This window comes from Paenibacillus sp. y28 (genome assembly GCF_037137075.1).
GTDB lineage: Bacteria > Bacillota > Bacilli > Paenibacillales > NBRC-103111 > JBBBNV01.
On sequence record NZ_JBBBNV010000044.1, the window covers coordinates 1 to 22837 of the forward strand.

Consider the following 22837-nt stretch of genomic DNA (forward strand, 5'->3'; position numbering starts at 1 on the left):
GGTGCGGTAGGCTCGACCGGTGCAACCGGAGCTACGGGAGCAGATGGCTCGACAGGAGCAACTGGAGCCACGGGTGCCATAGGCTCGACCGGAGCCACGGGAGCAGACGGTTCGACAGGAGCAACCGGAGCCACGGGAGCAGTAGGCTCGACCGGAGCAACTGGAGCCACGGGCGCGGTAGGTTCGACGGGAGCGACCGGAGCCACAGGTGCAACGGGAGCAGTAGGCTCGACCGGAGCCACCGGAGCCACGGGAGCAGATGGCTCGACGGGAGCCACCGGAGCCACAGGTGCGGTAGGCTCGACGGGAGCGACCGGAGCCACGGGAGCAGACGGCTCGACTGGGGCAACTGGAGCTACGGGAGCCACGGGCGCGGTAGGCTCGACCGGAGCCACAGGTGCGACTGGCGCGGTAGGCTCGACGGGGGCAACCGGAGCCACGGGAGCGGTAGGCTCGACCGGTGCAACTGGAGCTACGGGAGCAGATGGCTCGACGGGAGCAACCGGAGCCACGGGCGCGGTAGGTTCGACGGGAGCGACCGGAGCCACGGGAGCAGACGGCTCGACCGGAGCCACAGGTGCGACTGGCGCGGTAGGCTCGACCGGTGCAACTGGAGCTACGGGAGCAGACGGCTCGACAGGAGCCACTGGAGCCACGGGAGCAGACGGTTCGACAGGAGCAACTGGAGCTACGGGAGCAGATGGCTCGACGGGAGCCACCGGAGCCACGGGAGCAGACGGCTCGACCGGAGCCACAGGTGCGACTGGCGCGGTAGGCTCGACCGGTGCAACTGGAGCTACGGGAGCAGATGGCTCGACGGGAGCGACCGGATCCACGGGAGCAGACGGCTTGACAGGAGCCACCGGAGCCACGGGCGCAGTAGGCTCGACTGGGGCAACCGGAGCCACAGGTGCCATAGGCTCGACGGGAGCGACCGGAGCTACGGGAGCGGTAGGCTCGACCGGTGCAACAGGAGCCACCGGAGCCACGGGAGCAGACGGCTCGACCGGTGCAACTGGAGCTACGGGAGCAGATGGCTCGACGGGAGCGACCGGAGCCACGGGCGCGGTAGGTTCGACGGGAGCGACCGGAGCCACGGGAGCGGTAGGCTCGACCGGAGCAACTGGAGCTACGGGAGCAGATGGCTCGACGGGAGCAACCGGAGCCACGGGCGCGGTAGGCTCGACAGGAGCGACCGGAGCTGCCGGAACGGGGTTATCGACATTCACCAGCCGTTATGACAACTCGGGGCTGAGTCTTGCGTTACTGGGGACAGGAACGGTGCCATTTGATAACCTGGACCAGAATGTAGGCTCGATCACGTATAATGCCGCCACAAATCAATTTACCCTGCAGCCTGGATATTACCGAATTACAGTGACGGTCATATTCACATTGGGAGTCACCTCTACGATGGTGGTCCGATTCGGAGCAGCGCCGGTCACGATTGCCTCTACAGTGGCTAACGTCACAGGGCCGGTCATTATTGATTTTGTTTACCAGGTCACGTCTGCAGATGTTCTGGATGTATTCGTTACTGCTGTTGTGGCTTTGACGATACCAGCGACTAACCGAAGCAGCCAAATCGTCATCGAGAAGCTTCAGTAATGCTTCATGGCTTGCAAGCATAAACTTCTTATGGGGCTACCCGACAAGCGGATTTATAGCCGGTGGGAAGCCCCTTTTTTTTCATAAGCGAAATGAGGTCCGGGAGTGAGAGTATGATTACAATTAGCCTCTGTATGATTGTCAAGAATGAGGCGGAAACCGTCGGTCGGTGCTTGTCTTCGGTTGCGGCCGCCGTCGATGAAATGATTATTGTGGACACAGGCTCTATGGATGCGACCAAGTCGATTGTATCGGATTTTGGCGCAAGGGTATTCGATTTTGTCTGGATAGATGATTTCTCAGCGGCTCGCAATTTTTCCTTCCAGCAGGCGACCAAAGAGTATATTTTATGGCTCGATGCAGATGACATGCTGAAGGAGGAGGATGCCCGGAAGCTGCTTGAGTTGAAAAAAACACTGTCTCCCGACATCGATTCGGTAACCATGAATTACCATTATGCCTTCGACCAATACGGGAATGTGACGAATCATTTCCGGCGGAATCGTCTGGTGAAGCGATCCAATCAATTCCAATGGTTTGGCGTGATTCACGAATACCTGGACGTGCGTGGCAATATTCTCAACAGCGACATCAACGTGACGCATGGCAGGGTACACCGCCACAGCAGGCGCAATCTGGATATTTTCCAAAGCAAGATGGCCCGGGGAGAGGAATTCACCCCGCGAGATTTATACTATTACGCCAATGAGCTAAAGGATCATCAAATGAACGAGCTGGCCATTGTGTATTACGAGAAGTTTCTGGCAACGAAGCAAGGATGGATCGAGGACGAGATTTCCTCCTGCGACAAAATGGCCGAGTGCTATTATCGCCTGGGCAATCGGCAAAAGGAGCTGGAATCAGCCCTGCGATCCTTTCAATATACGAGCCCGCGCGCGGAGTTTTGCTGTCGTCTCGGCTATTATTTTCTTCATCAAAACGAACTTCATACGGCAGTGTTCTGGTATCAGCTGGCGACGGATCGGCAGCCGCCGGAAAACCATTGGGGCTTCTATAACCCGGCCTGCTCTACATGGCTTCCGCATCTTCAGCTATGTGTTTGCTACGACCGTCTGGGCAACCATGAGCTGGCTTACAAGCATAATGAACTGGCCAGACAGTATCGGCCCGATGATCCGGCCATACTGCAGAATAAAGCGTATCTGGAGTCGGTATTGAATAAATAAAAATCGGTGCTGCTCCGCTGGATGGAATCCAGTGGGACAGCACCGATTGGTTTATAGGCTTCATCACGACGTTTTACCGGTAACCTCCTTATAAATTTCCAGATAACGGTCCGCCATCAAGCTGGCTGTGAAATTGCTCATGACATGCTCTCGCAGCTCCATCGGGCTTGGAAAGGCAGCGGAACGGGCTTTTTCCACCATGTCCTCAACAGAATGACATAGTAACTCGGGAAACCGGCCGAGCACCTCGGGAACGGAGCCGTTAGCCAGACCGAGAACCGGCGTTCCGCTAACCATCGCTTCAATCATCACCAGGCCGAACGGCTCCTCGCATAACGTGGGAAACAGCACGCATTTCGCGTTTTTATACAGATGAAGGCGGGTTTGTCCGCCGACTTCTCCGATGTATTGAATGTGAGAGCGCGGATTGGCCATCATTTTGCTCAGGATCTCTTGCTGATAGTACGGCCCGTCATAAACCGGTCCGGCAATGATCAGCTTCTGATTGGTCCGTTCGGCCACCTCAATTGCGTGATGGACCCCTTTATAGCCTATAATGGCCCCAATATAGAGCAAATAATCTGATTTCTGGTCCGTGAATTCATATTCATTCGGGTTTAAGCCGTTGTATACGTACGTGCCATGGTTTTGTCCGAACAGCTCCATGTGGCGTCTGCTGATATACACGGGATGCTCCACAGGATTGTGAAGCGGATTATGAATGGTAGAGACGGTCGGGACGGGCAGCATGCTGCGGCCGACGACGGAGAGCTGCGTATGGTCGTGGATGATATCGGTGCCTTTGGGCAAGGTCAGCTTGACGAAGCCGGGAATGCGGGACATGTCTTGCCCTTCATGCAAATAAGGGATCAGCTTTGCTCTTGTTCGGCTTCCCCGAGGGGCATATAAAACCACTTCGTGTCCTTTGTCTACAAGCGTTTCCGTCAGCGTATAGACAACTCGTTCAATCCCCCCGTACTTGACCGGAGGAATGGGGAAATAATCCGGACTAATGAGCGCAATTTTCATATCATCGGCCTCCTCACGGCAAAGGTTAAGGGGATGGGAGACGGGACGGAGCAGGAATGAAATGTCTGGCGGCGCGGAAGGGCTTCTCCCGTTCGACAATTTCCGAAGGCTGGTAGCCGTAATGGTCAAGCTCAAACCCGGAGATGCCGAGCGACCATTTCCTGGCGAACCGGTCGGCGTTATTCAGTGCGCTGGAGGTATAGTTGAACCGATTGGCGCGGAAGGTGCTGCCTCCGTAGTGATGAATATACACATCATTTGCCACCCATAATTGTTTGCCGCTGATGCGGGCGCGAAGGCAGAAATCATCATCCTCATAATTTCCGGGGAAGAAGCGTTCGTCCAAAAAACCGATACGATGAATAAGCTCCTTGTGAAACAGCATGCAGTGGCCGATTAATTTATGCGGAACAAAGCCCTGATCCTTATGCTGCTGCGTCCACTCCTGGGCGAATTGATGCATTTCCGTCATCGTCTGGTAAGAGGGATGGACTCGCTGCGCCCAGGCGACATTATTTGATCTCGGTCCGACAATGCCGATGGCCGGGTTCTTGATAAGCCAGACCAGCATGCGCGTCAGCCAGCCTGGTGTCACGACGGTGTCGTTGTTGAGCAGACATATATACTCGCCGGTGGCAGCCGTCATTCCCTGATTGTTCCCGCCGGCGAAGCCGAGGTTTTGTTCGCTGCGAATGCATCGGGCGTTCGGGACGGTTTGCAAATAATCCAGGGTTCCGTCGGTTGAGCCGTTATCGACGAAAATCAGCTCAAAGGCTTCATTAGTATGCTGCAAAATGCTTTCTATACATTGCTCGGTATAATGTAAAGCGTTACGTGTGAGGATGATAATGGAAACGAGCGGGGACATGGTCAGATTCAACCCCTTTATAAACCGGAAGTATCCATAATATATTGAATCAAAGCATCGTTCTTCTCATCCGTGGAGGCCAGAATGCCCAGGCCGTTATTGGAGTACAACCGATAGAGGCGCAGCGGGAATGCGGAGACCTTCATGAAATCCTCCACGGCTGTAAGTACGCCGTTCTGCTCTCCGTTTTCAAACAGCGCATTGTTCTGATCGAGGTTGATGCCGCCGGATTCCGCCAGCTCGCTGCAATCGGCGATAATGCCCTTTTTGGCATGAGGCTTCAGAAATTGCTGCGCAATGGCCTCCGGAAAGGCGTAGGAGTCCCGCCGGCCGTACGGCCATTCGGTATCATGCAGGATGACGATCGGGAATTTTCCTGCCGTCTGCGCGTGTTTGTCAATGCTCAGCAGCTCATGAAAAACGGTAAACCAGTTATGATCGCCGTCTATCAGAACCATATCAGCGGCTTTGGCTTCAGGCAGCGCGTCCAGACTGGACTTCTGTTTCAGCTCCAGCTCCTCTTCGAACACGGCCAAATAAGCCTCCGTATCAAACACCGGGATCGGGTCAATGACGGTCAGCTTCCGCTCGAAAACTTTACAATATTCCAGCAGCTTAATGGTTGTGCGGCCATTTAGATACAAGCCGATTTCGATCACGTGCTCCGGCTCGAATTTGACGAGCAGGGGCTTGATGACTTTATCCCAGAAACGCAGCAAAGGTTATCCCTCCTGAAATTACAATGAAAGACGAGGAAACCATAAATCCCAATAGGGCTGATATTCGGGCCATAAATGAGTTGCTGCCCCATCCAATCCGCGATAATGCCGCATATACCCGGCTAGGTAAGTGAATGAAGATGAATGGGGGCCTGCGAAGAAAGGTGCGTTTATACATACAAGCCAATCTACCAAAGCTTGTTCTTCCAAGCATAATGACTGCAGTTCTTCCCATAGCATCGGGGAGCCTGCCAGAATGTCTGTTTTCATTGTTAGTTTGAGATGCGGGAACGTTTCATGGATCGCCTTGACTACACTTGCAAATTTGTGTTCCCGAATCCCGGAGGCGATATAAACGGCGTGCGTGCCAGGATGAGCTGAAACAATTGCCAGTACCTGATCCAACTGATTGCGGACATGGGCTTCAAAACCGGCGTTCCCATCCGGACGAAACAGCACGAGCTCATCTTCAATACGTAATTGAACAGCCATCCACTTGGGGGAATCGGACATTAAATCCAGGATACCGTTGACGATGTTTCGTATTTTTCGGGGGAACGGAAACGATTCTGCTATAAAAACGCCCAGCTCTTTGTTTTCTGCGGGCAGCATTTGCCGAAGGGGATACCGCTTGCAGGAAATGATTTGATGTTGAGCCTCATGAAGATGAACACGCTCTGATACCCGCCGAACCTCGATGTTCCGCTTCGAAAGCAATTGCGTCAGTTCATTAACATCTACAAGGGAATCGATATTTATTTTTGAAAAAATCGTACTAACGTCAATCGTATCTGCTAAAGTCCTGGTTTGCGCATCGTTTAAAAGAATGCCTGTAGCTTGATTCGGACTGGAATAGAATCGCGCTTCTCCGATCGTTCTGAATATTCCCATCAGCTGATTGCAAAGGCCTTCATTGTCATCCAGGACATTGTGAAAGTATAAAATAGGAATTACCCGCTTTCTGCTTTATACTCATGTAACACCATCTTCATTAATCGCAAGCCGTTCTTCTCTGTTATGCTCGAAGGCTTGAACCCGCATTGCCGATAAATTCGGATGGCCCGCAAATTGTTCTCCAGGACCTCCAAATAAAGTTGCTTTAGTCCCAAGTGGCGAAAAGCATGCTTACACAGCAAGCGGGTCGCTTCTTGCCCATACCCCTTACCTAAAGCAGTCGGCTCACCGATCATCAGTCTGCCGAATTCGGCCGTTAATTGCTGCCGATCGATGCGGTATAAAGCGGCTGTGCCGACGGGTCTGCAGGATGGCTCTTTTTCGATAATGAGAAACATTTGGTCGTCTGCAGCGTTTACGTACCGTTCAAACCAAAGGCGTTGTTGTTCCTCGCTTATCATTCCCTGGTCAATAAAGGAGGTTCGAATGAAGTCCTGATTTCTCCAGGCTCGGATTTGCTCGATATCTTGAGCCGTAACCGCACGTAACATAATGTTGTGTTCTCCCCGAATGTCCATTGCAGTGCTCCTCAGGCGTTATTTGCTGTAAGTCATCACTTTTTCAGCAATAAAATCAACATCTTGCTTGGATAGTCTAAGATGCATGGGCAAGGAGATGATTCGTTCACTCGTCCGGTGCGAGTTTTTACAGGTGCCATGCGCATAAGAATACATCCTGTATTCGGTATTATCCCGATAATGGACGCCGGGGTATATGCCGCATTCATTCAAGGCTAGCAGCAGCTCATTCCGGTTGCTCGCCTCGATGATATACAGATGTCTCGACGACTCGCAGCCATCGGCAACGGGGATGCTTGCCACTCTCCCTTGAAACGCCTGATCATACCAGCTGGCAAGCTGTCTGCGGTAAGCATTGTCTTGATCCAGATACTTTAATTGCACCAGTCCGATGCTGGCCATAATGGAATTGCCGTGATATTTGTAGCCGACATATTCAACATCATATTTCCATTTGTAGGCGCCTTTATCGTTCGAACGGGCGAAGGTGTCTTTATTGATGCCCAGCCATGTTAATTTACGGCATAATTCATCGTGCTTCGTGTCCTTAAAGCAAATCATGCCGGAGTCCGCCGTCGGCAAATTTTTAACGGCTTGAAAGGAATATACAACAGCATCTGCTTCCTTGCCCGGAATTTGGCCGTGCAGCCGGGTTCCCGCCATATGCGCGGCATCCAGAATCAATTTCAACTGATTTTGCTTGCAAATCGCTGCGATTTGTTCATATTGGCCTGTATTTCCGCCTATGCCAACGAACAGAACGGCCTTGGTCTTAGCGGTAATTTTGTTCCGCACATCCTCGGGGTCAAGGCACAGATACTGATCGACATCAGCAAAAACAGGGCGGAGCCCCTCATAAAGGATGGCATGATTGGTGGATACGAAGGTGAGAGGGGTCGTAATAATTTCGTCCTGATCCTGCCAGCCGCATTCCATTTTCAAAATTTTAAGCGCCAAGCTGAGACCGACCGTTGCCGAGTTCAAAAAATGGGCGTTGGTTAGGCCGGTGTACTCCTTCCATTTCTCCTCGAACGCCGTTGTTTTGTAGCCGAGTCCGGTCCAGCCCTTTTCCAGGCATTCCCTGATTTCATCCAGGCATTCTTCGATTCTGAACGTCGGCGTAAACAGCTGTATAGACATCTAGCGCAGCACTCCATTTCCCTTGCGTCCATCGTTTGCAGCCCTGCTAATGCTACTTTCTCGGACGCAACTGGTTTATCATTTGTTCTACTGCTACTAATTTATTGGAAAGCCGGTCGATTTGTTCTTGTTGTTCCGCGATCGTTGCTTGTAATTGCAGTATTTCATACGTGTTCCCTGTCCTCTGCTGCATGAAAGCGGGATCTTGCAGCTGCCGCAGGAGCTTGTCGGCATCCGCTTGCCGCCTTAATGTAATATGGTCCGGCTCCTCCAGCTTGCGGCTGTGGTAAATATCCCGCAGATCTTCATCAGAGAGGGTTGCTTTATTCACAACCAAATGGTACATGATTTGATCAACCACATTGGCTTGCTGATTGCGGCATTTTCTTTTTTCCGTGTCAGACAGATGCAGAAAGTCCGGAAAATAAAAAAATTCCATTCTAACACAGCGAAAATCAATGTCCAGCATGGAATGGTCACTTTCGCCTAATCCCCACACTACGGCATGAGGGAACTCATAGTCCTCATACGGCACCAGCGTGCTGTTAACTTTGGTGAAAAACCGTGGCGTATGCTCATTGAAGGCTTGTTTATGGTACGGATTGGCCAGGTTGAGGGAAGTGTTATAGTAAGGGGCTACGATACAAACAATCGCCTTGTGCCGGCAAATCCGGTACAGCTCCTTCATCGTATTGAATACATGATCGATATGTTCCAGGGAATGGGAGGCGATGACATAGTCAACCGTATCGTCGTCCAGCGGGATAGTTCCGTTCAGGTCACATACAATATCTACCCCGGGAAGCGCATGATGGTCTATTCCGATGTAGCCCGGCTGTTTCCTCGCCCCGCAGCCTAAATCGATCTTCAGTCCGGTTCCCTTCAGGCCCTGCCGGATTTGTTCCAGCCGATGCCGAAGCTCATCAATTTGGGCGTGATGATGGTCGAATACCGGGGAGGCTTTCATTTCGGATAATCGCTCCAGCTGCAGCGTAAGCGCAGCATGGTATTGTTCCGGCTTCTGCAGAAAGCCGGCCTCGCGCGCACTCTGAGTCAGCTCGCTCCAGTCAGCCAGCGAGGAGGTGCTGATTGCCGAGGAGTTTTGATTTTGTCCCGAATGAATGCGGAAGTAACTGAGCGTTTCAGGCAAATAAACCGCATCGCCCCGTGACAAAAAGGAGAGCCATGTCGCCACATCGTTCGTTGTGGTGTATTGTCTGCCCCGGAAAATGCCGAACGGCTCGATTAAATCCTTTTTCCGGAACAATACGGTCGTCGGTTCACCGATGACGTTGTAGCCCTCGGTTAAAATGCTGTTGCCGAGATCAATGCCGCCTAGCCGCTTCTTCTCATGAAACAGTCTTCGTGTTGCGTATACATCCGGCCGGTTGTTTCCGGATTCGTCGATTAATTGGCGGTGGGAGGTAACGAGCAGCACGTCCGGGTGCTCCAGAAAGCAGTCCATCATTCGCTCGATTTTGTACGGATGGAACAGATCGTCATCCATTAAGTAGTTCACATATTCCCCGCTGGATAATTCCAAGCACTTCAGCCAATTTTTAACGAAGAGCACCGTTTCATTTTTGAAATAGCTGATCTGCGGGTATTGCGCCAGATACGGCTGAATCATGTCCGCTACTTCCGAATTGGTGCTGTCATCACAAACGATAATCTCGATGTTGGCATACGTTTGCGCGATGGCGCTATCCAGAGCCAGGCGCAAGTAATGAGGCCGGTTATAGGCGGGAATGAGAATACTGACTAACGGTTTATTGATCATAAACGTCCTCCAGAATGCATTGAAGTTATTTTTTGAGATCCAGCTGCATCGACAGCATGCTCAGGATTTGGAGCATTTCGTCCTTGACCGGATGAATCCAGTAATAGTGCGGCTGCGATTTCGCGGCCTTCATTTCCTGGGCTGTGATGGGCTGTACCGTGCGCACGTATTGTAAGCTTTCGGTATAATCCCACGGGTACTCCCGGCAGCTCCCGCCATATTTCATGGCCAGTGTTGCATACAGCATTTCTTCCATTGCAAAGGTATCGGTCACCTGCAATAAATGCTCCAGCCGAGAACGATCCGTCTCCGCCACAATGCGCTCCACCATCGAATGGCGATAAATTTGGACGGGATTAAAATAGCGGGCGAAGTAGTCCGTTTGGAAAAACGGCTGCCACTTCGGCCATTCCTTCCACAGCGTCATGCCAGGATAAAATTGCGGGTTATCCTGCGGGGAATGCTGTACCTGCATGTGTGCTCCCATACAGTCGAAGCCCTCCATCATTTCGTCGATGAATGCCTCGAAGCCGGGCTTGATGAATAACACATCGGAATCCAAATTAATGAAGTACTTATAGTCCGCCTTTGTTTCCTGCAGCCATGTCATCATATCCCATACATATCGTCCCAATTTGCCGTACTGCAGCGGTCTGCTGTACGGGCAGATCGGAATGCCGTGCTTCTGGCCGAAGCCCGGATTGGTTCCCCCGTTGTATAAGGTGATTTTGGCGTTCGGGACGTAATGCCGGAGGTTTTTTATTTGCTCGGCGAGCATGCTCTCATTGTCATGAGCCAATAGGGCAAAACAAATCAAGTCGGATCACCTCGATTAGGATAAAGAGAACCAGTCTGAAGGCTTGGTAAGATCGCAATCGTAGTGATACAGGACATGAGGAATGCGCACTTGATTCACAATATCGCCGGCTGCTCTGGTGCCCCATTCGTCATCTTCACCGCCGCTGATATCCTGAAACTTATGGAGAGCGGCAATGCGTTTTGCGTAACACATCAAGTGATTAGGCTTCCTATAATAATAAGATTGATCTTCTCCATGGGTGTACGCGATGTCGTATTTGCACACTTTATAAAAGTGGTTGTTCAAATACACCGCTACGTCAAACACAAAACAATCCGCATCCGGCGCTGCTTCGATATAGGCGCATAACGTGCTTACGTAATGGGGCTCCAGCCGGTCGTCGTCATCAACAAATACGATGTAATCGCCCTTCGCTTGCTCCAGCAATACGCTCCGTTTGGCGCCGACCGTGCTTTTTTTATTATCCAGCAGCGCCAACACTTCAACAGGACGCCCCTTGGTTTGCCGCGCCAGCTCTTGAACCATACGCGATAAGAACTGGATCCGTTCAGGAACGGTAGGAATCAGGATGGATAATGAAATATTCATAGGATTGCTCCCCGCCTTTTGATTTCAATGGCCTGTACGTTTCAGCCGAAATTCCGGTGAATGTAGCTTCCATGCTTGTATGTGATGCGTAAATGATGATGGTTGCGCATCCATGCATCCACCCGTTTCTCGAAAAGCTCTCCTCCGTAAGCCGGATACCGTTCGGATTCCGGATTTTTTTCGTTGTAGATGCGTGCTCTGAAGTCCGCCGTCCGAATCAAATAGCATTGATCCGAAAATCCGTATCCAACATAAAACCGGCTGTCCTCTTCCTCGGCTTCCTGCCGGGCATAGGCGTAACTAAAGTTCCAGGTCGGATTGGCAACCTTGATTCGGGCGTCCGATTCCATCTTCTCCAGCGCAGCCTCGATCCAGTCCAGCTCTCCCGCCAGGATGGAGTCGCTGGAGTAATGCAAAATATACTTCGTTTTGGCTAAATAAATGGAGACGAGCTCGGCGATCGAATAATAATAGCCCCCGTTAAAGCTGTTCTTATCGATTCCGAAAAAATCCAGCGCCTCCCGGGCATAGGTATCGACGATGACATAAGAGGTCAACAGGCCGTTCTGCACCAGCTTGCCGGCATAAAAGCCCACCTCGTCCGGATCGTTTACGTTGTTGATGTATAGCATCGTTTCTTTGAACGGAAACCGGTTGTATTGAATCATCGTTTGTAGTCTTGGCGTTAGCAGAAGGAGGCGCCAGTCCTTTTCATAGCATTTGGTCTCAAAGGTTACCTCCCGGTTCACTGCTGTTCCTCCTTTCGGCGTATTCCAGCGCAGACGATCTATACAAATTATGCTCTTGCATCCTTTGCGGAAACGGCGGTAACCACAATTACACTGCATTTCATGCCTGTAAATAAGCCATGTGCCTGCACTTTTCCGGGCAGGTCTACATTTCTATGAAATCAGAGAGCAGAGCAGCAGGAGGTGAATAGAATACTATATTACGAAGGGGGGACGGACATGCGGATTTTGGTTTCAGTGAAAACGATACATGCGGCCTATCTTAGCGCCTATCATGGAGGCGGCGGGGAGCTAAGCGCCGACAGGGATGGGCTGGGAGAATACGAAATGTTCTGGCTCACCTTTCATGACCCGCTATACAGCATCGTGTCGCTTCAGACCTATGATCAAGGACACTATGTGTGTGCGGATTTTAATCGCGGCGGGCTTCTCGTGGCTGATCGGAGGGAGTGCGGTCCATGGGAGCAGTTTATTTTACATCAGGCTGCTTTCCGGTCGTATACCTTACAAGCCTATAACGGCATGTACGCATGCGCTGAGGACGGGGACGGCAAAACGGTGGTTGCCAACCGGGTGCGCCCGCAGCAGTTTGAGCATTTTACAATCGCGGCGGTTGTTTAGAAGCATACCGTGAGAGGAGGGTCAAGCATGCTGGAGCACGAACGCCTGATGGACATTCGGAGTAAAGTGGCCCCAATTCAGGGGTGGGTGTCCGATGAAGCAGGAATGAACCTGTACCGGCTGGTCAAGCATTTTGCGCCGACAGGGTATGTCATTGAGGTTGGTTCCTGGAGAGGCCGATCAACGACCTGGCTTGGGCATGGAGTGAAGGATAGAGGGGAAGGCCATGTCTATGCTGTAGACACCTGGAAGGGATCTCCGGAGCATCAGGAAATTCTGAGAACGTATTTTCCCGATGTGTTCGGTGAGTTTCAAACCAACATGAACAAGGTCGGATTAAGCAGTTATATTACGCCCATGCAAGGAGATTCTCGAACCATGTGGCGCCATTATCCCCCAGAGCGGCAGGCGGGGCTGCTATTCATTGACGGTGATCACGATTATGAGAATGTGAAGCAGGATTTCATGAACTGGATGCCGTTCGTTGCCAAAGGCGGATTCATTGTGTTTGATGATGTTCCATGCTGGCCGGGGCCTACAGCTTTTGTGCAGCATATTTCCATTCCACACCGGTTTGTCGGCTCCAATTGGAATAACTATATGATTCAGAAGCTGTAGGTGAAGGCTGCGTCATGATTTCGAATGAGAACGTTGCGAAAAAATGCCGCGAAAAAACCGTTTTTTTGAAAGGGAGATAAGCCCCCATTCAAAAAAACGGTTTTTCATGCCCGGTTGTATTACTCCCCCCATTTGGTTTTATAGTAAGGAACGACAATGGCTTCTACCGAGCTGTATACCTTTTTGAGGTACGGATTGGATTTGGCGGTAATGCTCACATGATGTATGACGGGCAATTCCGTTTCGACCGTTTCATACCCAGCATCCCGTATGCGGCGGTAATAGTCGTTATCGGCATAATAAGCATAAAAGTTCGTATCCCACAAGCCGACCTCGCGGACAGCGGCCAAATTGAATGCGGCGAGCGCGTCGTAGTTGGTGAACGCGACTCCCCATCGTTTTCCTTCCTGATTGTATTGTTCGAGCAAGGAGAGAAACTGCTCCGGAACCCCCTCCGTGGCCTCGGCATCCTCATGCATAAACAAAACGGCGTCACCATTTTCCGCCATCCCCCGCTGCAGCAAATAATTGAACACCTGCGTCAAGGAGAGAACGATAGGAGGCCTGTAAATTTGCACCTTGCCGGATATGGAAGGGGCATGGCGCAAATTGTGCCCTTCGGAGTTATCGACCACAATGGTATGCGGCTGATAAAGCGGTATGCTGTCGACTGCTCTCTGGAGCAGCTCCATACTGCTCGTATGGGGGATCCCGAGAATATATTTCATGACCGATTCTCCTTCGCTTGAAGCATGTTGTATGGTTACATCGTATGTGGGAGCCGTTCATTTCAAAATGCACAAACGCCTGATTCACAAGAAATGGGCGTTTGCGCAAAATATGCCTGTGCTTTGGTAGGCTATGGCTGTATTTCACCGGCGTTGGGTGGATGTACATGAAGCGGAAACAATCAAGTCATAGTATAGCAATGAGTCAATGACCATCAACGACCATCCGTATGGAGGTGCAGCGCGAGCATGATTCGCAAGCAGGCGGCGAAGCGTACACGGATACGCGTGAGGAGAAAGCAGGCGGCCGGACACCGGACCACCCCGCTGAAAATTCAAATACCCAAAAAGAAGAAGCCGTTAAAGGGCCGGTTAAAAAAGACAAGATTGGCCGCAAGAAAAAGAAGGAGGCCGCTGCGAAAAAAATTCCGGTTTCACCTGACGGGGCAGCCGGCCGCCGTAGTGGGGAGCCCATTGCCGCCCCAAGCATTCACATACGCCGCAGCAGTCGGATATACGGGCCGGCCGGACTTGCTGCAGCAAGCGCTGCAAAGTGTTCAGCCGCTGTGGAACAATACGCTTGTGATTGATAATTCGAAGGAATTGTCCATTGCCTCCAATCCGGCGCTGGCAGCCGTTCCGGTTTATCAGCCCCCGGTTCCGTTCACCTACAGCCAAACGATGAATCTGCTTCACCGGATCGGGGCCGATCGGGGCTGCGAGGTCATTATATTTGCACGCAATGATGCGCTGGCTCACCCCGGGACAACGGAGAAGCTGCTGGATATGATCGGCACGCTGCAGATAACCGGACAGAAGTGGGGAGCGGTGTTTACTGCAAGCCGCGCACTGGCAGCTTATAATATGGCCGCCGTACGCGAGGTCGGGCCGTGGGACATTCATTTCCCGCATGAATTCTCGGATGATGATTACCACCGCAGGCTGCAGCTGGCCGGGTATGAACTCGTCTCTACCGACCTTGCGGCGGCGCTTCTTCATGAAGGCCAATTGGAGAAAAGCAATCCCGAGCCGCGGATAAACCCGGATCTCATGCGGACCCTGTATGAGCAGTATTATGTTCAAAAATGGGGCGGTAGGCCTGGTGAAGAGCAATTTAAACAGCTGTTTAACCAGTTTCCGCTTAATCCGGTGCCGAACTATTTATCGTAACGGCAATCGTATGTAGTGAAGCACTTGCCGCGACAGCGGCAAATGCTCGCTTGAGAATTCCTTATTTCGGGGAACGGAGAACTTCGACCTGTTTCCCGAGCTCTTCGAGGCGGCTTGTTGCTTGGTGCAGCGCAAGCTCGGCTGCATGGTCCCATATATGGGCCCGGGTTAAATCCAGGGTGACATGAGCCGGGGCGGAATGAATATCGATGCGGTCCAGCAAATCGTTTGCGCTGGCGAAAAATAGTTGACCGTGAACGCGGTAAATGACAGTGCTCTCCGTGATTTCCCGGTCCACTCGGATAAGAGAAGCCTTATAGGCAAAGAGGATGAGGCTTAGCAAAACCCCGGCGATGACGCCGAAGGCCAGATTATGGGTAAACACTGTAACGGCGACGGTCACAATCATAACCAGCGCTTCCGCCTTCGGAATGCGGCGCAGGGTCCCCACATACTTCCAGTCAAAAATTTCGTAACAAATCATCATCATGACGCCGACGAGCGCCGCCATGGGGATAAGGGAAACAACACCGCCGAGCAGCTGTACAAGCAGCAGCAAAAACAGCGCGGCTACAAGCGTAGAAAGGCGGCCCCGGCCCCCCAGCTTGACGTTAATCGCCGATTCGGCCACAAGCGCACAGCCGGCCATTCCACCGAAAAAGCCGGTGACCGTATTGGCGATGCCTTGTCCGGCCATCTCCTTGTTTTTGCTCGTTTTGGAGCGGGTCATATCATCGATCATATCCTGAGTAAGCAGTGTTTCCGTGTAACCGACAAGTGCAAGAGAAATCGAATAAGGCAATATGATAAGCAGTGTCTCTAGGGTCCATGGAACATCCGGGAGCAGGAAGCTTGGCAGCGAAGGGACGATCGTTGCCGTGTCTCCCACGGTCGTCATCCTCCATCCCAAGCCGACGGCGAGGACGGTCATGATAACGACGGCTATGAGAGGTGACGGAACAGCCTTCGTCAGGAGAGGAAGCAAGTAGATGATTGCAAGGGTTCCGGCGACCATGGCGTACATGGGCCAGGACTGCCCGGTGAAATGGGGAAGCTGGGCGAGGAAGATGAGGATAGCCAGCGCGTTAATAAAGCCTTTGATGACGGCATGAGGGACAAAATTCATCAGCTTGCCCAGCTTGAATACACCCATAAGAAACTGAAGAATCCCGGTCAGAATGGTGGCGGCAAATAAATATTGAATGCCGTGCTCCGCTACAAGCAGCGTCATGAGTACGGCCATGGAGCCGGCTGCCGCCGAGATCATGGCCGGCCGGCCTCCAAAGAACGAAATAATCAGAAGAATACATACCGAAGTATAAATGCCGACCATGGGATTGACCCCGGCGATAAAAGAGAAGGCAATCGAATCCGGGATTAATGCCAAGGTGGCTGTAATGCCGGCGAGCACATCGGCGCGGATATTGGAAAACCATGTTTGTTTGATACGGTTTAACACAACGGTCAGCCCTCCACTCTGGTTTTGATATTCCGCCAAATTGCTGCTGCGAGGCTATCCGGCAGGTTCACATCTGCGAAACGAATCATTTGATCCGGCTCGATCGGCCGGATAACTGTTGCATCCGCAAGCAGCCCGATAGGAATATGCTCAGGCTCATGTTTGATGGAGATGGCGTGGCCGCGCACATCAAAGCTGCCAATCCCTTTTTTCATCTTAAGCCCGGGAGCCAATCTTTTTTTGGCGATTGCCGCAACACTGTACCTGGGCCGGGCGGAATTGTTCAGCAGTACGCCGCCGCCTGCCACTACCCGCCGAATCGTTTTGACAATTTCCAAATGGCATAAATGGTAATTATGCAGCAGGGTGTAGGTAGGGCCGCCGCCCATTTTGAAATAGGACAGCGCATCACGCTGCCGTGTATCATGCTCGGCAACAATGAATACACCGGCGGGGGATTTCGGGGATAAAATGAAGTCGCTGATGGGAAAGCCGAGGCGCTTCGCTTCCGCAGCCAGTATACTGCCGCCGGCTTCCGTATCCGGAGCTTCCGGTCCGAGCAGACCCGGTACAACAAGTCCTGCCCCCAGCCCGTTGGCGACAAGGACTTGCTCGATTTGAATTTTGGTGCCGTCTGTAAATGCGGTGACCATTGGCAGACTAATGCCATGCCGCCTGGACCACAATTTCATGTTCTCCTCCGTCGGGTTCAAATCCAGGAATCCCTTGATATTGCCGTATACCAACGGTTTAAAGCCCATTTGCAGCACATTTTCCCGCAAGGCGGCCAGGCAGCCCGGCTGATCGCCCTCCGATTCGGTGAACAAGCCCTTTTCGGCAAAATAGGACCCTGTCGTTATTTGCAGCTCGGCATTCATGGTAATAACGGGCACGGAAGCCTTCAGAACCGCATCGACTGTCTCCGTAGCTTCAATCACGCTTCCGCTGCATTCTACAACGAGATCGGAATTACGGATCAGCTCCTCAACGGAGTTCGTGATTAATCCCGGCTTTGGAAAATCGGTGCATTCGGCTATACGCCGCCGTGTCAGCACCTTGTGGACGGTCAGGTCGGAATGCAGGTCAAGAGCAAGCAATAAGCCGCGGGCGATAAAGCCGGTGCCGGCAATGCCGATTCGAATCGGTAGACTCATAGCTTCACCACCTTGTCGTAATAGAGTTGGAATCTATACACTATATGAAGCGGCAGGAGGCATTGCATGTACGAATAACGGGAATCTAGCACGGACATCTATCATTCTTCAATTTATTGTGAGCTTCGGATAGACGAATACCACATTCCCTTTGACCGCCGGAACCCTTGCCCGAATCAAACATATACTGCTGGAAGAGGTGATGATCCGTGGAGCAAAGAGTGACGGATACGATTGAGCATATGGCGAAATCACACGGGGAAATGGCCAAAATTTTAGATGCCAAGCGGCATATTGCCGTCCGTATGTCCCAGATTATTGTTGCGATTCCCGATGTAGGAATGACCTTCGGCAGTGTTCTGGACGTAACCGCCAGTGCGATGGATGTGTCCAAAAACATTGCTGCGTACTTAAACAGCTTCGCAGAGCTTCAAGATGGCATTGCCGAAAATTTAAGCATTGTGATGAAGGAATTGAAGGGGACGGAAGAAGAGTAGGGAACCGGATACGGCCGAATCAGCGGCATCGTATTTTGATTATAGCGCGTGTTTCAGCCCGGCGGCTTTGGACAGGGAAATACTGCCGAGTGTTTGAATAGCTTCTTCAGGCAAGGAGGACATGTGGTGGAGCGATCAGAATCGTTTATGCGCATTTTGGAGGCCACAGCCAATATTCAAATGAATGTGGCCCTGATTTTGGAAGCCAAGGCATATGAGGCGGAGAAAACAAAGCAGTGGATTTGCAATCATCTGGTCCCTCATGTTTTCTCGGAGCACACCGATCAGCTAAAGCAATCGATTACCATTCATGAACAGTTGATCGAAGTCGTCGACAGCTTGACCAAAATGGAGCAGGGACTTGGGAAAAATCTGAGCATTTTGCTTGGCGAGAACGAATCTTCCGGCGGCGGCTTCGGGGGAGGAGACATGTTTGATTTAGGAGACGGGGAAGCATGAGGCAGTTCGATTTATTCGAACGGAGAGAGCGGTTAAAGCTGGATTTGCTGGAATCGCTCGTCCGCAGCCAGCAGGCGCTGGCCGTAATGCTGGAGAATACAGCCGGCGCTATCGTGCATGCTCAGGCTGCGGACAGCCAGCTTCGTGACAATTTGGTCAAAATCAGCATGTATCAGCGTGTGCTGGCGGATAAAATGATGAACGTCCGCGTATTTACGAACCGTGGAGGGCATCCTGCATTACCGTGGCTCCATCCGCAGGTCCTACGCGGCCGGCGAGGAAAGGAAGCAGTCTACCAACACCAAAGAAATGGGTGAAGAGCAGATGAAGGTGGATATCGGCTGCGGAAATCGCAGGCATGAGGGGTGTATCGGCATCGATTACGTCGCCTACCCGGGCGTGGATATCGTTTGTGACATCAATCGGGGTATTCCACTTCCGGATCATACGGCCAGCTTCGTTATGGCCTGCGATGTGCTTCAAGATGTGACAGATTTTATGAAGACGATGCGCGAGATTTACCGGCTTTCCCGGCATAAGGCGATTGTGTGCATCGTAGCCCCCGTTGACTATCCGGTATTGCAGACGGCAGGCTCGGACGGCAACAGGTTATGTGATGAGCAAACGCTTGATGAAACCAGGCAGGACTTCCTTCCACAGGCTCCTGGCATGGAGATGGACGCACCGGGTATAGACGCCGGCTCAAGGACCGAAGCTGAGCCATCCGTAGGGGAAGCCGTGCAGCCAGGGCCGTGTGTATTGGCTGGCGATATGCTGCTGCAGACCGGTGTGGATTTCCGGCTGCTGCGCCAAACCGAACGTCATCATCCGGATCGGATCATGTATCATTTGGCGGTGATTAAACAGGACATCCGTCATGAAGAATGGGAACAGCTGCTGCAGGTGCCGCTGGAGGAGCCGGCAGGCCTATGGAATAGGCAGATGGACGAGTATTCGCAGCCGCCGATGGAGCCGGATAGTGAACCATTAGGTGAAGGGAGATTGGGCGTTAGGGAGGGTGAGGAGCCTTCGGAGACGAAGTCGTACAGCCCGAGGCATGCAGGAAAAGCGGGCGGCAAGACGCGAAGCTCCGGCAGGGGCGACGGCAAGAAAAGCAAACGGCCCAAAGCCTGCAAGCAAGAGAAGCGCCCTGCCCGGCATAAATTGAAGCGAAAAGCAGTGTAGCATCTCTACCGTATGGAGAGGTGCTTGTCTGCGTTTCGTTTACTGGGGCTCGACCGACCGCCACGCAGCTTCCAGCGCGCGCTGGGGCTCCGCGCGCGTTGGAAGCTGCTGTACGCTTGATCAGAATGGGAAAAGCGGGGAGGCGGCTGGGAAACCCGCCACCCGCCCCGAACACGGAATAAATCAGGTCGGGCAGCATAAGATGAACTAAGCAAAAAGCAAGCACCCCCGACATGATACTCATTTCGTTCATAGCGGGCCAAGCCTAGGTGCCCTGCAGGCACTCGCCGCAGGGCACCTCGGTTACCATTGCATATGAGCTTCAATTGGCGGAATAACGGCTGCATGGAGGTGTTTTCGATTCATCGGATGATGGGGAGACTTTCGTTATGTATGATCGTTCGCAATGAAGAACGCCACATCGCACGGTGCTTGAAAAGTGTGCAGGATGTCGTGGATGAGATGATTATAGTGGATACCGGATCGACAGACAGAACCGTCGATATTTGTCATTCCTTCGGAGCGAGTGTTGTTTTTTATCGGTGGGAGGACGATTTCGCCGCAGCCCGCAACGCCGGGATAGAGAAGGCGGCGGGAGAGTGGATTTTATGGCTGGATGCGGATGAGGAAGTGGAGCCGGAGGACCGGTGGACTTTGCGTGAAGCACTTCTCATGCCGGAGCACCGGCTTCTTTCGGTTGACACGATTCATTACTACGGGGAGACACTGGACCCGGGCTTGACCTATTCGCTCAGGCAAATCCGGTTATTTCGAAGGGGTTGCGGGTTTCAATTTGAGGGAGCGGCCCATGAAACGCTGAATGTGGCGAAGATTTTAACACCGGAGGAGCAAGCTGATCAATCGCAATTTCTTCCGGTCAAGCTGTATCATTACGGCTACATGAAATCAGCAGCGCAGGAGCCCGGCAAGCGAGAGCGGAATTTGCGTTTTTTGAAGCAGGAGCTGGAGCGGGGAAACCCTCAGCCGTGGATCTATTATCATAAATAGACGATTCAAATCGTGGTGTTATCCAACCAAGCTTCGGAGGGAAAAGGAAAGCCGGCGGAGCGGATTTGACAAGCCGAATCCGCGGTTAATGACGAAGCCTATTGCAGGTTAGCCTCTGTCAGGGTGCGGACAGAGGCTTTTTGCTGTATTGCGTGCCCAGCTAAGCACGCATCTTCTAGCCGGTGAAAGTCCGGTCGCGGGAAGGGCCAAGCCCCCGTGTAGCTAGGATACCTGCGTACGGCGAAATCTGTGCGTAGAAGCGTATCGACGAAAGTACCTATCAGAGACAGGGCGAGCGACATGCCAGGCCGTAACATAAAGTGAATCCTGCCGCGTCGTCAAAAAGGCCTACGCAAGAGGGAAAAGAGGAAGCCGAATCCCGAGTATATGGATGAAGGCCAAGGAAGCTGCTTTGAACTTGGAACGGCAGTGAAGAAGAGGGATCGGCATGGTATGAAAGAGGATGCAGTGAACTGGGGAGACCCTCCCCTGCACTGCACGGGAAGTTTTTTTTGGTAGCGAGGCGCTCTATAAGCTCAGAAGGTGAAATGAGCCGTCTGCAGGAAGGGAGTCTGAGGGGCTCATCCTACCGAGGAACGCAGGACAACACATGGAGGGAAGGAGCCCTGCTTTGTTCAAGTGCCTTGAGGAGGTACGAGTCAGTGAATGCCAAGGGGCTAACGACACCAAAGGAAAACGTTCAACAACTCCAAGAGAAACTAGGTCATGCGGCCAAGGAAAGCAAGGAGCGAAGATTTCACGCATTGTATGACAAGGTCTACCGGTTAGATATCCTGTGGGGCTAAATAGATGTGTTCTGTCGTTGGATTAAGGGGAGTGTAAAATAAAAGCTGGAACCTTTGAAAACGATGGAGATGGGACATACTAAACCTATCAACAATCGAATTCGGAGGAAACGAACATGACAACGAAATTTTGGAGTAAACAAGACATAAGCGCTTTAGTAAAGGAACATCAATTCCAATCGGTGGAGCACATCCAAGCAACCTTGAAAGACATGTTTAAAGATGTGCTGGAGGCCACCCTGAAAGCGGAACTGGATACGCAGCTCGACTACACTCCGTACGACCAGAACAAGCAAACCAAGAACAGTCGAAACGGCTATGGAAAAAAAACGATTCACACTGAATACGGTGATATGGAGATTCAAGTGCCGCGTGATCGACTGGGCGAGTTTGAGCCCGTGGTTATCAAGAAGAACCAAACGAACATGACGGGCATCGAGGATCAAATCACCGCCTTGTATGCCAAAGGTGTCAGCACGCGAGACATTCAGGATCATTTGCAAGGATTATACGGCATAGAAGTATCGCCTGCGCTTATTTCCAATGTTACCAATAAAATCATGCCCTTAATCAAGGAATGGCATAACCGACCCTTGCAGCCCATTTACGCCGTTGTCTTTTTAGATGCGATTCACTTCAAGGTGAAACAGGACGGAGCCATTGTCAACAAGGCAGCTTACATGGTCATTGGCGTTGATTTGGATGGTAATAAGGATGTGCTCGGGATCTGGATTGGTGAAAACGAGTCGGCCAAGTTCTGGATGAGCGTGCTGAACGATCTGAAGAACCGGGGTGTCCAGGATATCTTGCTCGTGTGCGTGGATAATTTGACGGGTTTCAGTCAGGCCATCGGTGCATGTTACCCCAAAACAGATATTCAGAAATGCATCGTCCATCAAATTCGCAATTCGGTTCGGTATGTATCCTACAAGGATTTGAAGCGTGTGACAGCGGACTTAAAGCCGATTTACAAAGCGGCAACTGAGGAAGCGGCCTTGCTGGAGTTGGAGCGCTTTGAAGAAGCGTGGGGCCAGAAGTATCCACTCATTATGAAGTCATGGCGGCAGAACTGGGATGAGCTCTCGACCTTTTTTATGTACCCGCCAGAGCTTCGCAAAATGATCTACACAACCAACATGATTGAAGGCTACCATCGCCAATTGCGTAAGGTA

At 52.0% G+C, this 22837-nt stretch carries 25 protein-coding genes; 12 read left to right on the forward strand and 13 right to left on the reverse strand.

Features of this window, described 5'->3' with window-relative positions:
* A partial coding sequence (locus WBG83_RS21055) for a beta strand repeat-containing protein (RefSeq protein ID WP_336747332.1) occupies window positions 1-1608 on the forward strand: 1608 nt, incomplete at its 5' end.
* 113 nt (window positions 1609-1721) lie between these two features.
* Window positions 1722-2795, forward strand: coding sequence for a glycosyltransferase (locus WBG83_RS21060; protein ID WP_336747333.1), 1074 nt, complete (start codon window positions 1722-1724; stop codon window positions 2793-2795).
* Window positions 2796-2858: 63 nt separating this feature from the next.
* On the opposite strand, the gene WBG83_RS21065 is transcribed toward WBG83_RS21060, so the two are convergent.
* The 10 genes from WBG83_RS21065 to WBG83_RS21110 are packed head-to-tail and all read right to left on the reverse strand — an operon-like array spanning window position 2859 to window position 11960.
* Complete coding sequence (locus WBG83_RS21065) at window positions 2859-3824, reverse strand: glycosyltransferase family 4 protein (RefSeq protein WP_336747335.1); 966 nt, start codon at window positions 3822-3824, stop codon at window positions 2859-2861.
* A 25-nt stretch (window positions 3825-3849) separates the two neighbouring features.
* Window positions 3850-4692, reverse strand: a complete 843-nt coding sequence (locus WBG83_RS21070) for a glycosyltransferase family 2 protein (protein WP_336747337.1) — start codon at window positions 4690-4692, stop codon at window positions 3850-3852.
* 17 nt (window positions 4693-4709) lie between these two features.
* The gene (locus WBG83_RS21075; protein ID WP_336747338.1) at window positions 4710-5411 is read right to left on the reverse strand and encodes a class I SAM-dependent methyltransferase; all 702 of its coding nucleotides are present in this window, start codon (window positions 5409-5411) and stop codon (window positions 4710-4712) included.
* Between the two features lie 18 nt (window positions 5412-5429).
* Window positions 5430-6302, reverse strand: coding sequence for an O-fucosyltransferase family protein (locus tag WBG83_RS21080; RefSeq protein ID WP_336747339.1), 873 nt, complete (start codon window positions 6300-6302; stop codon window positions 5430-5432).
* 59 nt (window positions 6303-6361) lie between these two features.
* Window positions 6362-6856: a GNAT family N-acetyltransferase gene (locus WBG83_RS21085; protein ID WP_336747340.1), complete on the reverse strand. Its 495-nt coding sequence runs from the start codon at window positions 6854-6856 to the stop codon at window positions 6362-6364.
* 45 nt (window positions 6857-6901) lie between these two features.
* Window positions 6902-8023, reverse strand: coding sequence for a DegT/DnrJ/EryC1/StrS family aminotransferase (locus WBG83_RS21090; protein WP_336747342.1), 1122 nt, complete (start codon window positions 8021-8023; stop codon window positions 6902-6904).
* 52 nt (window positions 8024-8075) lie between these two features.
* Window positions 8076-9803, reverse strand: coding sequence for a glycosyltransferase (locus WBG83_RS21095; RefSeq protein ID WP_336747343.1), 1728 nt, complete (start codon window positions 9801-9803; stop codon window positions 8076-8078).
* A gap of 25 nt (window positions 9804-9828) precedes the next feature.
* Window positions 9829-10620 carry a hypothetical protein gene (locus WBG83_RS21100; protein WP_336747344.1) on the reverse strand — a complete coding sequence of 264 codons (792 nt, stop codon included), beginning with the start codon at window positions 10618-10620 and terminating at the stop codon, window positions 9829-9831.
* Window positions 10621-10635: 15 nt separating this feature from the next.
* Entirely contained in the window at window positions 10636-11211 is a 576-nt protein-coding gene (locus tag WBG83_RS21105; RefSeq protein WP_336747345.1) for a glycosyltransferase family A protein, read from the reverse strand.
* A 41-nt stretch (window positions 11212-11252) separates the two neighbouring features.
* A complete protein-coding gene (locus tag WBG83_RS21110; protein ID WP_336747346.1) occupies window positions 11253-11960 on the reverse strand; it encodes a hypothetical protein in 708 nt (235 codons plus the stop codon).
* A gap of 219 nt (window positions 11961-12179) precedes the next feature.
* Here WBG83_RS21110 and WBG83_RS21115 point away from each other — a divergent pair, with 219 nt between their 5' ends.
* Both WBG83_RS21115 and WBG83_RS21120 read left to right on the forward strand, forming a co-directional pair.
* Entirely contained in the window at window positions 12180-12581 is a 402-nt protein-coding gene (locus WBG83_RS21115; protein WP_336747347.1) for a fascin domain-containing protein, read from the forward strand.
* Between the two features lie 27 nt (window positions 12582-12608).
* A complete protein-coding gene (locus WBG83_RS21120; protein ID WP_336747348.1) occupies window positions 12609-13199 on the forward strand; it encodes a class I SAM-dependent methyltransferase in 591 nt (196 codons plus the stop codon).
* A gap of 119 nt (window positions 13200-13318) precedes the next feature.
* On the opposite strand, the gene WBG83_RS21125 is transcribed toward WBG83_RS21120, so the two are convergent.
* Window positions 13319-13927, reverse strand: a complete 609-nt coding sequence (locus WBG83_RS21125; RefSeq protein WP_336747349.1) for a glycosyltransferase family 2 protein — start codon at window positions 13925-13927, stop codon at window positions 13319-13321.
* Window positions 13928-14176: 249 nt separating this feature from the next.
* Here WBG83_RS21125 and WBG83_RS21130 point away from each other — a divergent pair, with 249 nt between their 5' ends.
* Window positions 14177-15097, forward strand: coding sequence for a glycosyltransferase family 2 protein (locus WBG83_RS21130; protein WP_336747350.1), 921 nt, complete (start codon window positions 14177-14179; stop codon window positions 15095-15097).
* 61 nt (window positions 15098-15158) lie between these two features.
* On the opposite strand, the gene WBG83_RS21135 is transcribed toward WBG83_RS21130, so the two are convergent.
* Both WBG83_RS21135 and WBG83_RS21140 read right to left on the reverse strand, forming a co-directional pair.
* Window positions 15159-16556 carry a SulP family inorganic anion transporter gene (locus tag WBG83_RS21135; RefSeq protein ID WP_336747351.1) on the reverse strand — a complete coding sequence of 466 codons (1398 nt, stop codon included), beginning with the start codon at window positions 16554-16556 and terminating at the stop codon, window positions 15159-15161.
* A 5-nt stretch (window positions 16557-16561) separates the two neighbouring features.
* Window positions 16562-17710 carry an NAD(P)-dependent oxidoreductase gene (locus WBG83_RS21140; protein ID WP_336747352.1) on the reverse strand — a complete coding sequence of 383 codons (1149 nt, stop codon included), beginning with the start codon at window positions 17708-17710 and terminating at the stop codon, window positions 16562-16564.
* A 209-nt stretch (window positions 17711-17919) separates the two neighbouring features.
* Here WBG83_RS21140 and WBG83_RS21145 point away from each other — a divergent pair, with 209 nt between their 5' ends.
* The 7 genes from WBG83_RS21145 to WBG83_RS21175 all read left to right on the forward strand — a co-directional run.
* A complete protein-coding gene (locus WBG83_RS21145; RefSeq protein ID WP_336747353.1) occupies window positions 17920-18207 on the forward strand; it encodes a nucleoside-diphosphate sugar epimerase in 288 nt (95 codons plus the stop codon).
* A gap of 126 nt (window positions 18208-18333) precedes the next feature.
* Complete coding sequence (locus WBG83_RS21150) at window positions 18334-18666, forward strand: hypothetical protein (RefSeq protein ID WP_336747354.1); 333 nt, start codon at window positions 18334-18336, stop codon at window positions 18664-18666.
* The gene (locus WBG83_RS21155) at window positions 18663-18983 is read left to right on the forward strand and encodes a hypothetical protein (protein ID WP_336747355.1); all 321 of its coding nucleotides are present in this window, start codon (window positions 18663-18665) and stop codon (window positions 18981-18983) included. The genes WBG83_RS21150 and WBG83_RS21155 overlap by 4 nt, the downstream gene beginning before the upstream one ends.
* Before the next feature lie 7 nt (window positions 18984-18990).
* Window positions 18991-19851, forward strand: a complete 861-nt coding sequence (locus tag WBG83_RS21160) for a hypothetical protein (RefSeq protein WP_336747356.1) — start codon at window positions 18991-18993, stop codon at window positions 19849-19851.
* A 393-nt stretch (window positions 19852-20244) separates the two neighbouring features.
* Window positions 20245-20859, forward strand: a complete 615-nt coding sequence (locus tag WBG83_RS21165) for a glycosyltransferase family 2 protein (RefSeq protein ID WP_336747357.1) — start codon at window positions 20245-20247, stop codon at window positions 20857-20859.
* Between the two features lie 662 nt (window positions 20860-21521).
* Window positions 21522-21665 (forward strand): hypothetical protein, encoded by a 144-nt coding sequence (locus tag WBG83_RS21170; protein WP_336747359.1) that lies wholly within the window; start codon window positions 21522-21524, stop codon window positions 21663-21665.
* A 116-nt stretch (window positions 21666-21781) separates the two neighbouring features.
* Window positions 21782-22837 (forward strand): IS256 family transposase (locus WBG83_RS21175; RefSeq protein WP_336747361.1); only part of this gene is annotated, 1056 nt, incomplete at its 3' end.